Origin of the sequence: Microbacterium sp. 1S1 (assembly GCF_008271365.1) — a bacterium.
Classification (GTDB): Bacteria; Actinomycetota; Actinomycetes; order Actinomycetales; family Microbacteriaceae; genus Microbacterium.
This window is the reverse complement of sequence record NZ_CP043430.1, coordinates 237,476-249,660: the sequence shown is the minus strand read 5'-3', so window position 1 is coordinate 249,660 and position 12,185 is coordinate 237,476. Positions and strand designations below refer to the sequence as shown.

The following is a 12,185-nucleotide window of genomic DNA, read 5'->3' as shown; positions in this document are numbered from 1 at the left end:
GGCCGCTGCGGAGCGACCCCACCGGTGTGGTCACCGGGCGACGGCCTCCGCGATCGCCTCTTCCAGATCGTTCCACTCGACCAGCTCGACCTTCTCGCCGTCGACGAAGAACGTCGGGGTGCTGCTCACGCCCAGCCGCTCCCCGTCGCGCTTGTCCTGTTGCACACGGGCGAGGGTCGCCGGATCCGCGACGGCGGCATCGTACGCGGCCATGTCCAGGCCGAGTTCGTCCGCGAACGCGCGGAACACTTCGGGCGTCTCGGCGGACTGCTCGCCCCACTGCGACTGCGTCTCGAACAGGCGGTGGAACATGTCCTCGTAGCGGCCCTGCTGCGCGGCGGCTTCGGCGGCCAGGGCAGCCTGCGTCGAGTTCACGTGACCCGGAAGCGGGAAGTACCGGGTGACGTAGCGGATGTCGCCCTCGTAGGTCGCGCGCAGCTCCTCCACGATCGGGTAGAACGCGCCGCAGGCCTCGCACTCGAAGTCGAGGAACTCGACGACGGTGACGGCGTCGGGGCCACCCTCGTCGAGGACATGCGAGTCGGTGCGGGCCGTGGGGAGCTTCTCACCGGCTTCGGGGTCGGGCTGCGCGGGTTGCTGGCTGAGGGCGTAGACGATGCCGACGACGATCAGCACGACGGCGACGGCGAGGGCGATGAGGGTCGCTTTGACGGGGGTCTTCATGGGGTCTCCAAACACGGGGATACGACGGGGGTGCCGCGGAAGCGGCCGGGGCCGGCGTCGGATCAGGTGCGGGAGATCGAGAGACGGATGAGCGACACCGCGGGAAGGAACGGGCGGGGGCCGGCGCGGACGGGGGCGATCGCCCGGGGGGCGGAGGCCGCGAAGACGGAAACCGCTCCGGGTGCGCAGCTGCCGGAAGAGGAGGACGAGGGCGACGCAGCAGAGGGCCGCCATGACGCATCCCGCGGTGTCGGCGGCCAGCTCCGCCGCAGCGGTCTCGCCGACGGGCCCCGCGGCAGCCGCGGCGTCGGCGGGCTGCGAGACGCCGGAAGCGAGGCACGGGGCCGCATGCGCATCCGCCGAACCGTGTGACCCCGACCAGGCGCCGACCACGAGGAGCAGTGCGAGGCCGACGGCGATCATGATCCGGCTCCGCAGGATCCGCTCGGCGCGCGCTCGTGGCGTCGGGACGGGGGCGAGGGGCGGCATGTCCCGCGCAGTCTAGCAACGGGGCCTTTGCCGCTCCCGGGCCGCGTCGGCCGCGACGTGCCTAGACTGGAGGGGTGGCGAGACTACTGATCATCGGCGGCTTCCTCGCCGCCGTGTTCTGGGTGTACAGCATCGTGGACTGCGCCGTGCAGCCGGCGACGCGGCACCGTGGCGTGCGCAAGGCCGCATGGGTCGCCATCGTCATCCTCATCCCCGTCATCGGCGGCATCCTCTGGTTCGTCATCGGCCGTCGCCGGGGGAACGATCAGGGCGTGCCGCGCACCGTCGCCCCGGACGACGACCCCGCGTTCCTCCGCAGCATCAGCAAGGCGGAGCAGGACGCCCGGATCCGTCGGCTCGAGGAGGAGCTCGCGCGGCTCGACGAGGAGACCGACGAGCCGCCCGCCGCGGATCCGCGTCCGTGACGTCCTCTCCCGCGATGGAGGCCGCCGCCTCCCTGCTCGCCGACCTCGTCGCCCACGGCGTCCGCGACGTCGTCCTCTCCCCTGGGTCTCGCTCGCAGGCCCTCGCGCTCGCCGCGGCGACCTTCGCGGACGAGGGAGCCCTGCGCGTGCACGTCCGGATCGACGAGCGCGTCGCCGGGTTCACCGCCCTCGGCATCGCTCGCGAGACGCGGGTTCCCGTCGCGGTCGTCTGCACGAGCGGAACGGCCGTGGCGAACCTCCTGCCCGCGACGATGGAGGCCTTCCACTCCGGGGTGCCGCTGGTGCTGCTCACCGCGGATCGACCGCCCGAGCTCCGCGGGGTCGGGGCGAACCAGGCCACCGTCCAGGAGGGGCTCTTCCATCCCTGGGTTCGCGCGCAGATCGACGCGCCCGTCCCCGGAGACGGCGACTGGGACGGCCTCGCCGCGCGCGTGGTCGCCGTCGCGCTGGGGACGGCGGATGCCCCGTCCGGGCTGCCCGGCGTCGCCGGCCCCGTGCACCTGAACCTCCCCTCCCGGGAGCCGCTGTCGGGAGCGATGCCCCCGCTCGCCCTCACGCCGGGAGAGGCGCCGCGCACCGCGGTGCCGGAAGCCGTGCTGCTGGAGCGCGGCCCGCGGACGGTGGTCCTCGCGGGCGCTGATGCCGGTGCGGATGCCGAGGAGATCGCGCACGCGGGCGGGTGGCCGCTCATCGCGGAGATCGTCAGCGGCGCGCGATTCGGACGACACGCGGTGCACGGGTACCGCCGGCTCCTCTCCCGCGACGAGCTCGGCGGGCGCATCGAGCGGTTGGTCGTGCTGGGACACCCCACGCTCAGCCGCGAGGCCGCACGCCTCCTGTCCCGCGCGGACGTGGAGGTGATCGCGGTGCGCAAGGGCGGTGAGGAGCTGAACCTCAACCACCGCACGCGCGCGGTCGCCGCCGTCGCGGTGTCTCCGGGCGCGGCGGATCGGGAATGGCTCGGGGCATGGATGCGCGCGTCGGCCGAGGAGGTCGTCGACCTCAGCGAGAACGCTCCCGACACGGAAGGACTCGCCTCCACGGACTTCGCCGCCCGCCGCGACGCCGTGCGCGCGGAGCTCGACGCCGTCCGTCGCCCCCTCGACCGGGAGCGCCTCGTGGACGCGGTGTGGCGGGCCACCTGGCCGCACGACCGCCTCGTGTTCGGCTCGTCGCGCCTCGTCCGCGTCGCCGATGAGGTCCTCGGCGGCAAGAAGGTCCCCGTGCATTCCAACCGCGGACTCGCCGGGATCGACGGCACGATCGCCACCGCAACGGGGGTCGCCGTCGCGAGCCAGGCTTCCGGCGCGCCCGGTGTCACCCGCGTGCTGTTGGGTGACCTCGCCTTCCTCCACGACGTCGGTGCGCTGCTGTTCCCGACGGATGAGTCGGAGCCGCGCCTTCAGGTCATCGTCGGCAACGACGGCGGCGGCACCATCTTCGACGGCCTCGAGGTGGCGGGCTCCGCCCCCTCCGCGCACCTGGACCGCATGTTCTACACTCCGCACGGGGTGCGCCTGGAGCACCTCGCCCTGGCCTACGGCTGGGAGTATCAGCGGGTCACGACACGGACCGCGCTCGACCAGGCGCTGACGACGCCTCGCGGTGGTCGCCAGATCATCGAGGTGCCGCTGCCGCGGTGACTGGCATCATGTGCGTATGAACGCGCACACCTGGACGGAGAACCTGCGGGTGCGGCCCGGCTTCCGTCTCGCCGACGTCGACCCCGACAGCAAGCCCGGCTACGACCACGGCAAGTCCCACGGCGTCGCCGACCTCGCCGCAGGTCTCGACCGCTTGAACGATCTGCAGGAAAGGCTGTTCGCCGAGAGCCGCGCGGGCACGGCGCAGGACGCCGTGCTCCTCGTCCTGCAGGCGATGGACTCCGCGGGCAAGGGAGGGATCGTCCGGCACGTGGTCGGCGGGGTCGATCCGCAGGGTGTGGCACTGGCCGCGTTCAAGGCGCCCACGGAGGAGGAGCGCCAGCACGACTTCCTCTGGCGCGTCGAGAAGCGCCTGCCCGCCCCCGGATTCATCGGCGTCTTCGATCGCTCGCACTACGAGGACGTGCTCATCGGGCGGGTACGCGCGTTCGCGGATCCCGCGGAGATCGAGCGGCGCTACGACGCCATCAACGGGTTCGAGGAGAGGGTGGCGGCATCCGGTGTCCGCATCGTGAAGGTCATGCTGCACATCTCGCCGGAGGAGCAGAAGGCACGGCTCATGGAGCGCCTGGAGCGGCCGGACAAGCACTGGAAGTACAACCCGGGCGACGTGGACGAGCGGATGCTGTGGCCGCAGTACATGGAGGCGTACCAGACCGTCTTCGACCGCACGTCGACCGAGGCCGCGCCGTGGTACGTCGTGCCGGCGAACGCGAAGTGGTATGCCCGGCTGGCCGTGCAGGAGCTGCTGCTCGCGGCGCTCGAGGACATCGATCCGCAGTGGCCGGTCGCGGATTTCGACGTCGAGGCCGAGAAGAAGCGTCTCGCTGCGAGCTGAGTGGGGCGCTCAGGCGAGCGCGTCGACCAGCGGACGGAACTTCACCCTCGTCTCGAGGAGCTCGCTCTCCGGGTCCGAGCCGGCGACGATCCCCGCTCCGGCGTAGGCGGTGACCGCGATCGCATCGTCGGTCTCGGTGAACTGCGCGCACCGCAGGGCGATGGCCCACTCGCCGTTGCCGTCCGCGTCCACCCAGCCGACCGGTCCGGCATAGCGCCCGCGGTCGAACGGCTCGAGGTCGCGGATGGCGGCGATGGCGGCGGGAGTCGGGGTGCCGGCGACGGCCGCGGTCGGATGCAGGGCGCGAACGAGGTCGAGGGCCGATCTGCCGTGGTTGAGCTCACCCTCCACATCGGTCGCCAGATGGAAGAGGTTCGGCAGCTTGAGCAGGAAGGGCTGCTCGCTCGCCGCCAGGGCCCGGGTGTACGGACGCAGGGACGCGAGCACGCTCTGCACCGCGTACTGATGCTCGTCGAGATCCTTCGTGCTCGACGCGAGGTGCGCCGATGCGACGGTGTCGGCGTCGGCGTCGGCCCCGCGCCCGATGGTGCCCGCGAGGACGCGCGCGGTGACGGTGCGTTCCTGCACGGTGACGAGGGTCTCCGGGCTCGCGCCGATGAGCCCGTCGACAGCGAAGACCCAGGTGTCCGGGTACCCGGTCGCGAGGGCCCGGACGAGGCGCCGCAGGTCGGAGCCGGCCGGGACGGTCCCCTGGAGATCGCGGGCGAGGACCACCTTGCTGAGCCCGCCCTCCGCGATCCGGGCGAGCGCTCCCCGCACGGCGTCCTGATACCCCTGCGGGCTCTGCGCCCCGGGGCCGACGGTGCCCGCCCAGTGCGGCCCGTACTCCCGGGGCTCGACGGGGGCAGCGATGCGGTCGTCGGCGGCGAGACGGATGTGCGTCTCCCAGAAGCGGTCGCCGAGTCGGCCGAGGATCCGCGATGGGACGGTGAGCACGCTGTCAGCGCGCGACGCCTCGTCGAACGTGAAGGCCCCGAACGCGACGAGTCCGGTCCCGGGGAGTCGCAGCGGGTCGGAGACCTCCGCCTCGGCGGTGACGCCCTGCCAGAGTCTCGCGAGGGCCTCGTGGCGGGTGCGGCCCTGTTCGGCCGGCGGGCGGAGCTCGGCGACCGGCTCACCCACCGCCACGATGCCGTCGCCGCGGCGGAACCAGGCGAGGGGGCGGGCGGGGTCGGCGAAAGAGAGGAGGTCCTCGACCGGGTCGATCTCTCGGGTCTCCACGACCAGGTGGGTGTGCTGCACGCCTCCAGCCTATTCCGCGGACGTAGGGTGGGCGGATGAGCGATGCGCGTCCCGCAGCCGGTGCCGAGATGATCTTCCAGTGGCGCAAGTGGGACGGATCGCCGCACTGGCGTCACGAATGCGTGTACCTCGGCGCCGACCGCTGGGGGGACTGGGTCGGACAGCCCGCCGGGTGGCACAGCGCACGCCCCGGGGCGGAGTTCCACGCGGCCACACCGAACGTCACCCTCGTCCCGCCGAGCGCCGACTTCGCGCTCACCGTCAACCGGCGGCACCCCCGCGGCATGCGCGTCTACATCGATCTCGGGTGGGACGTGCGATGGTCCGAGGACCCGCTGCTCGCGACCGGCATCGACATGGATCTCGACGTCGTGCGGGTCGAGGGCGAGCGCGGCACCTGGGTCGACGACCGCGACGAGTGGGCTGAGCACAGCGCCCGCTACGGCTACCCGGCCGCCGTCATGCGACACCTGGAGGAGCTGGCGCTCGACCTCGAGACCCGCGTGCGGGCACGGACCGCGCCGTTCGACGATGCCACCGCCGATCCGTGGCTCGACCGGCTGGAGGCCCTGGAGCTCGCGCCTAGACTGGACGCGTGACCGCGAACGACAAGAACCGCGCCGATCTCGGCAAGGACCCCGCCCGCGTCAGCGGCATGTTCGACCAGGTCGCCGCCGGGTACGACCGCACGAACACGGCGATGACCTTCGGCAACGACGCGCTGTGGCGGGCGGCGACCACGCGCGCCGTCGCGCCGAAACCGGGGGAGCGCATCCTCGATCTCGGCGCAGGCACGGCGTCCTCCTCGGCCTCTCTCGCCCGCAGCGGCGCCCAGGTCGTCGCGGCCGACTTCTCGCCCGGCATGCTCGCCGAAGGGCAGCGCCGCCACGGTGCGATGCGGAACCTGTCCTTCGTGCAGGCCGACGCCACGGCCCTCCCGTTCGCGGACGGGGAGTTCGACGCAGTGACGATGTCTTACGCGCTGCGCAACGTGAACGACCCGAAGAAGGCGCTGCGCGAGCTCTACCGGGTGACCAAGCCGGGCGGCCGCCTCGTCATCAACGAGTTCTCCACTCCACCCGCGAAGCTCTTCCGCGGCGCCTACCGGTTCTACAACGCCCAGGTGCTGCCGCGCGTGGCTCGCGTCGCCGGCACGAACGGCGACGCGTACGACTACCTGAACGAGTCGATCCGCGACTGGCCGGACCAGAAGCGCCTCTCGGCCTGGATCCGGGAGGCCGGCTGGCGGGACGTCGCCTACCGCAACCTCACTTTCGGCATCGTGGCCCTGCACCGGGCTCGCAAGCCCGCGTGACACCTGCGCGAACGGCGTCACCCGGCGCAGGTAGGCTGGGAGCGTGACTTCGAGCCCCAGCGCCCCGGGTTCGCGACTGGCGAGCCGTCTCGGCTTCAGCGATCGCGTCTTCGTCGGTCCCGCCGCGCGTCGCATCGCCCGCACCATCGAGGACGGACTGGAGCTGGTCGAGACCGGGCTGGCGGATGACGTCCGCGTCGCCGACCCGCTCGCGGACGCCGCCAGCCGCTACCTCTACGAGGCCGGTGGGAAGCGCATCCGGCCCGTGCTGACCCTGCTCGCGGCGCAGCTCGGCGACGGCAACACCCGCGAGGTGATCGACGTCGCGAAGGCGCTGGAGATCACTCACCTCGGTTCGCTCTACCACGACGACGTCATGGACGGCGCCGACCGCCGCCGCGGGGTCCCCGCCGCCCAGACGGTGTGGGGCAACAACATCGCCATCCTCACGGGCGACATCCTCTTCTCGCGCGCCAGCCAGCTCATGTCGCGGCTCGGCGAGCGGGCGATCCGGCTCCAGGCCGACACGTTCGAGCGCCTCGTCCTCGGGCAGATGCACGAGACCCTCGGCCCGCAGCCGGACGACGACCCGATCGCCTTCTACATCCAGGTCCTCGCCGACAAGACCGGTTCCCTCATCGCGGCCGCGACCCAGGGCGGCGTGATCTTCTCGAACGCCCCCGCGGAGTACGAAGAGCCGCTGCGCGTCTACGGCGAGAAGATCGGCGTCGCGTTCCAGCTCCTCGACGACGTGATCGACCTGTCGGCCAAGCCCGAGGAGACCGGCAAGGTGCCGGGGACCGACCTGCGCGCCGGTGTCCCGACCATGCCGTACCTCCTGCTCAAGGCGGAGGGCGACGACGCCGCGACCGATCTCGCCGCCCGTATCGACGACGGTGTGGCCCTCATCGCCGACGGCGCAGACCCCGCCATCCTCGACGGACCGCTGGACGAGCTGCGCGACCACGCCGTCACCCAGAAGACCCTCGAGCTCGCCCACGCGTGGACGCAGGAGGCGATCGACGCCCTCACCGCCCTTCCGCGCGGCACCGTGCGCGAAGCGCTCACCCGATTCGCCGAGACCCTCGCCGAGCGCTCCAGCTGACACCGACCACGGGCCGCGCGCCCGGGTGCCCGCCGCGACGGCACACGAAAGGACCTCCATGACCAAGCTGAGACTGGCCATCGTCGGTGCAGGCCCCGCCGGCATCTACGCCGCGGACATCCTCCTGAAGGCCGAGCGCAAGTTCGACGTGTCCATCGACCTGTTCGAGCAGCTGCCGGCCCCGTACGGCCTCGTCCGCTACGGCGTCGCCCCCGATCACCCCCGCATCAAGGGCATCATCACGGCGCTCCGCGACGTGCTCGACCGCGGCGACATCCGCCTCTTCGGCAACGTCCGGTTCGGCGAGGACATCACGCTCGACGACCTCAAGAAGCACTACAACGCGGTCATCTTCGCGACCGGGGCGATCCGCGACACGACGCTCGACATCCCCGGCATCGACGCGGTGGGCTCCTACGGTGCCGCCGACTACGTGAGCTGGTTCGACGGGCACCCGGACGTGCCGCGCGAGTGGCCGCTCGACGCCGCATCGGTCGCCGTCCTGGGCAACGGCAACGTCGCCCTCGACGTCTCCCGCATGCTCGCGAAGCACGCGGAGGACCTCCTCGTCACCGAGGTCCCCGAGAACGTGTACGAGGGTCTCAAGGCGAGCGCCGTCACGGACGTGCACGTCTTCGGCCGCCGTGGTCCCGCCCAGGTCAAGTTCACGCCGCTGGAGCTGCGAGAGCTCGGCGAGCTGCGCGACGTGGACATGGTCGTGTACGACGAGGACTTCGACTACGACGAGGCCTCGAAGGACGCGGTGGCGAGCAACAAGCAGGTCATGGTCATCGACCGCATCCTGCAGTCGTGGCGCAAGCGCGACTCGGTCAACAACGCCGGCGGCACGGCCTCGCGCCGCCTGCACCTGCACTTCTGGGCGCGGCCGGTCGAGGTTCGCACGGACGAGAACGGTCGCGTCGCGGCTCTCGTCTACGAGCGCACGCAGCCGGACGGCCAGGGCGGCGCCGTGGGCACCGGGGAGCTGCGCGAGGTACCCGTACAGGCGCTGTACCGCGCGATCGGCTACTTCGGCTCGCCGCTGCCCGGCGTGCCCTTCGACAAGAAGCACGGCGTCATCCCCAACCACGAGGGCCAGGTGCTCGCGAAGGACTCCAACGACCGCGTCCCCGGCGTGTACGCGACCGGCTGGATCAAGCGCGGCCCGGTCGGCCTCATCGGGCACACGAAGTCCGACGCCATGGAGACCGTCCGTCACCTCATCAACGACCAGGGCTCGTGGTGGCACCCCGAGGACCCGTCGGAGGACGCCATCCCGGCGCTGCTCGCCGAACGCGGCGTCGCCTGGACGGACCTCGAGGGCTGGCACCGTCTGGACGAGCACGAGATCGGCCTCGGCGCCCCGCAGGAGCGCGCGCGTGTGAAGGTCGTCCCGCGCGAAGAGATGGTACGGGTCTCCCGCGGCGAGTGAACTCGAGCCGGTGCCGCGGCGTGCTCCGCGGCTCTCGCTTCCTCCGGCCCTAGGCTGAGGCCATGCGACACCGTGCATTCGTGGCCCTCGGCGCCGCTGCCGTCCTTCTGCTCTCCGGTTGCGCACCCGAGCCGGAGGTCCAGCCGACCGGGACGCCGACGGCTGCGGTCGCCCCGGCACCGACGTCGGCACCCGCGGCGGCTCCGACTCCGGCGTTCGACGTGGATTGCGCGGACGTCGCCGCGGCGATGACGAGCGCCGTCGGCGAGGTCGACGGCGATGTGGCGGAGGTTCTCGGCGTGTGGTCCTCGCCGAGCTGGTACCCCGGACCCGCGCAGCACATGTTCCAGCGAGCGGGCGGGATCGCCTGCTCCGCCGGAACCACGGAGCGCAACTGGGAGGTCACGATCCTCCCCGGTGCCGCGGAGACCATCACGGGTGCGGAATCGCGGGGCGGGTTCTCCGGTGAGGAAGCCCGCTGCGAGAGCGGCGGGTACTGCTTCTTCCAGCTCGTCGACGGCGACGTGCTGGTGTCGGCGACCGTCGTCGACCCGGAGAAGGGGCCGGACGACACCGCGACGCTCGAGGAGGGCCTGCGCGGGCTCGGCGCCGCGGCCGTGGCGTCGCTGCGGGAGGTGGAGGTACCGGAGAGCGCCGTCGCGGGCGTGGACTGCACGCGCTTCCTCACGGCGAACGAGCTCGCAGGGCAGGTCGGCGCCGAGGAGGTGCACGTCGTCGATGCGTTCGGAGGGTGGTCGATCCCGGTCGAGGTCTACCAGGAGCGGAACGGCTCCCGGTACTGCTACTACGCCTCGGAAGAGGACGAGTACGCGGCGCAGGGCTACATCACCCTCACGACACTGCCCGGCGGTGCCTGGGCGTTCGAGGAACTCGAGGGGGAGGACGAGGTCAAGGTCGAGGGCGCGGATGCCGCACTTACCGGGGTCGACGAGCTCGGCCGAACGGTGCTCGACCTCCGGGTCGGTGGCGACTGGCTGCGCCTCACGACCTTCGAGGGCTCCGGTATCGACGACCTCGCGTCGATCGGCGCCACCGTCGCGGAGGACCTCACTGTCGCCCGTCCCGGCGGTGAGTGACCGCGGTGGGCTAGCCTGGGCGCGAGGGGGAGGACGCATGGCCGAGTGGATCCCGGATGTGCTCGGTGACGAGTTCGCCCAGCTCACGCTCGACCTCGGCAGCGACGAACAGGGTCCGGTGGTCGCGACCCTCGTCCGGGCGCTGCCGGACTCCGCCCCGTGGTGGGAGCGGGCCCGTCGTCGGCGCCGGCTGCTGGAGGGCGTGGACGTGCTCTACGTCCACGGCTGGTCGGACTACTTCTTCCAGAAGCGGCTCGCGCGCTTCTGGACCGCTCGCGGCGCCCGGTTCTTCGCTCTCGACCTCCGCAAGTACGGCCGCAGCCTCCGTGAGGGGCAGACGCCCGGTTACGTCACCGACCTGTCCACTTACGACGAGGACATCGAGGCTGCCCTCGACGCGATGGGGCGAGGAGAGGGCGGGGAGGAGGCCGGTCGGCGCCTGATCCTGCTCGGGCACTCGACCGGCGGCTTGACCCTGAGCCTGTGGGCGGCACGACATCCGGGTGCGGCCGATGCCCTGATCCTCAACAGTCCCTGGCTCGAGTTCCAGTTCGCGCCCGTGCGCGCCGCCATCGCCCCGATGGTCGAATTCCAGGCGCGCATCCGGCCACTCGACGTCGCGCCGCAGGTCGATCTCGGGTACTACACGCGCGCGCAGCAGGAGGTGGCCGACCCTGACGACCCGATGGAGGTCAACACCGCGTGGCGTCCGGTGCAGACGATGGCCGTCTACGCCGGGTGGCTCAACGCGATCCTGTCCGGACACAAGACCGTGGCCGCCGGACTGGGCATCGAGGCGCCCGTCTGCGTGCTGCTGTCAGCCCGGTTCGTGCCGCCGACCCGCTGGTCGGAGGAGCTGACGTCGGCCGACTCGGTCCTCGTCGTCGACGACATCGCCCGGGCCGCGCTGCGCCTGGGCTCCACCGTGACGGTCGAGCGGATCGAGGGCGCGTTGCACGACGTCTTCCTGTCGCGACATGGGGCCAGGGAGGACGCCTATCGCCGCCTGCACCGCTGGGTCGTCGGCTGGAGCGCGGCTCAGACGTAGTACATGGCGCGAGCGAGACGTTCCGCCTCATCGCCGTCGCCGAGGCGAACCGCCTCCGCGAAGTCGGCGTAGACCTGCCGCATGCGCTCGCGATCGCCGGGACGAACCATCCACCCGCGCAGATTCCGTGTCACCGCGACGGCGACGTCGTGGATGAGCATCCGGTGCTGGCGGTTTCCACAGTGCTCGCCGAGGTACGCGAAGACGGCCCAGCGTTCGCGCGCGGTGACGGCGCCGTCCCCGAGGGAGGCCTGCATCCGCGCGACGAGTTCCTGCACCCGCTCGCGCTGGACGGCGGTCAGTCGCGGGACCGCCATCCGCGCCGTGATACCGCCCTGGTAGCCGGCGAACTCGAGGGAGTCGGACACCACCTGTGGCGTGACAACGGTCACCTCCGTGTACCTGCTGGGGTACATCGTCACCAGCCCCAAGCGTTCCAGGCGCTGCAGCGCCTCGCGGACGGGCGTCCGCGAGACGTGGAGTTCATCCGCCACGTCCACGTCGCGGATGCGGTCGCCCTCGGCGAAGTCCCCTTCCGTGATGAGCCGCGCGATGTGGTGGAACACCTCATCCGCCAGCAGTTGCTTGCTCTCTCCGATGCTCTTGGTCTCGACGTGCCCCATGGCCAGCCCCCGGTCGTCTCTTGTGTGCGACCGCCCGCCCCTCCCGGGCACGGAGGGGGAGACGATCGCATCGTTGCCGTCAGGCCTCCTCCGGGGGGCCGATCCGCGTGGGGGGCGCGCAGCGGGCGGGGAGGCGTGTCTTGAACCCGGACCGATCGTCGTCTGCCGACGGCAGGTCCGG

Annotated in this window: 13 protein-coding genes; 10 read left to right on the top strand and 3 right to left on the bottom strand. The window is 71.9% G+C overall.

All coding sequences use genetic code 11. The features are described 5' to 3' along the window. Positions 1 to 30 precede the first annotated feature (30 nt). Positions 31 to 684 (bottom strand): DsbA family protein, encoded by a 654-nt coding sequence (locus FY549_RS01310; RefSeq protein WP_149083479.1) that lies wholly within the window; start codon positions 682 to 684, stop codon positions 31 to 33. Positions 685 to 771: 87 nt separating this feature from the next. Between FY549_RS01310 and FY549_RS01305 the strand changes: the two genes are divergently transcribed. From FY549_RS01305 to FY549_RS01290, 4 genes are all read left to right on the top strand, one after another. Continuing rightward, positions 772 to 1,056, top strand: a complete 285-nt coding sequence (locus tag FY549_RS01305) for a hypothetical protein (RefSeq protein WP_149083478.1) — start codon at positions 772 to 774, stop codon at positions 1,054 to 1,056. A 191-nt stretch (positions 1,057 to 1,247) separates the two neighbouring features. After that, positions 1,248 to 1,598, top strand: a complete 351-nt coding sequence (locus FY549_RS01300; protein ID WP_149083477.1) for a PLD nuclease N-terminal domain-containing protein — start codon at positions 1,248 to 1,250, stop codon at positions 1,596 to 1,598. Between the two features lie 14 nt (positions 1,599 to 1,612). Then, complete coding sequence (gene menD / locus FY549_RS01295) at positions 1,613 to 3,262, top strand: 2-succinyl-5-enolpyruvyl-6-hydroxy-3-cyclohexene-1-carboxylic-acid synthase (RefSeq protein WP_149085936.1); 1,650 nt, start codon at positions 1,613 to 1,615, stop codon at positions 3,260 to 3,262. A 16-nt stretch (positions 3,263 to 3,278) separates the two neighbouring features. Continuing rightward, on the top strand, positions 3,279 to 4,121 hold the full coding sequence (locus FY549_RS01290) for a polyphosphate kinase 2 family protein (RefSeq protein WP_149083476.1): 843 nt from the start codon (positions 3,279 to 3,281) through the stop codon (positions 4,119 to 4,121). Between the two features lie 9 nt (positions 4,122 to 4,130). Here FY549_RS01290 and FY549_RS01285 read toward each other — a convergent pair whose 3' ends face one another. Next, positions 4,131 to 5,384, bottom strand: coding sequence for an isochorismate synthase MenF (locus FY549_RS01285; protein WP_149083475.1), 1,254 nt, complete (start codon positions 5,382 to 5,384; stop codon positions 4,131 to 4,133). A 35-nt stretch (positions 5,385 to 5,419) separates the two neighbouring features. On the opposite strand from FY549_RS01285, the gene FY549_RS01280 reads away from it, so the two are divergent. The 6 genes from FY549_RS01280 to FY549_RS01255 all read left to right on the top strand — a co-directional run bounded on the left by FY549_RS01280 (position 5,420) and on the right by FY549_RS01255 (position 11,381). Beyond that, positions 5,420 to 5,983 (top strand): DUF402 domain-containing protein, encoded by a 564-nt coding sequence (locus tag FY549_RS01280; protein ID WP_149083474.1) that lies wholly within the window; start codon positions 5,420 to 5,422, stop codon positions 5,981 to 5,983. Next, positions 5,980 to 6,699: a class I SAM-dependent methyltransferase gene (locus tag FY549_RS01275; RefSeq protein ID WP_149083473.1), complete on the top strand. Its 720-nt coding sequence runs from the start codon at positions 5,980 to 5,982 to the stop codon at positions 6,697 to 6,699. The genes FY549_RS01280 and FY549_RS01275 overlap by 4 nt, the downstream gene beginning before the upstream one ends. A 43-nt stretch (positions 6,700 to 6,742) precedes the next feature. After that, positions 6,743 to 7,804: a polyprenyl synthetase family protein gene (locus FY549_RS01270; protein ID WP_149083472.1), complete on the top strand. Its 1,062-nt coding sequence runs from the start codon at positions 6,743 to 6,745 to the stop codon at positions 7,802 to 7,804. A 58-nt stretch (positions 7,805 to 7,862) separates the two neighbouring features. Beyond that, complete coding sequence (locus FY549_RS01265) at positions 7,863 to 9,236, top strand: FAD-dependent oxidoreductase (protein WP_149083471.1); 1,374 nt, start codon at positions 7,863 to 7,865, stop codon at positions 9,234 to 9,236. Between the two features lie 62 nt (positions 9,237 to 9,298). Continuing rightward, positions 9,299 to 10,333: a hypothetical protein gene (locus tag FY549_RS01260; protein WP_149083470.1), complete on the top strand. Its 1,035-nt coding sequence runs from the start codon at positions 9,299 to 9,301 to the stop codon at positions 10,331 to 10,333. Positions 10,334 to 10,370: 37 nt separating this feature from the next. Next, positions 10,371 to 11,381: an alpha/beta hydrolase gene (locus FY549_RS01255; RefSeq protein ID WP_149083469.1), complete on the top strand. Its 1,011-nt coding sequence runs from the start codon at positions 10,371 to 10,373 to the stop codon at positions 11,379 to 11,381. On the opposite strand, the gene FY549_RS01250 is transcribed toward FY549_RS01255, so the two are convergent. After that, positions 11,372 to 12,004, bottom strand: a complete 633-nt coding sequence (locus FY549_RS01250; protein WP_149083468.1) for a GntR family transcriptional regulator — start codon at positions 12,002 to 12,004, stop codon at positions 11,372 to 11,374. The genes FY549_RS01255 and FY549_RS01250 overlap by 10 nt on opposite strands. Between the last annotated feature and the right edge of the window lie 181 nt (positions 12,005 to 12,185).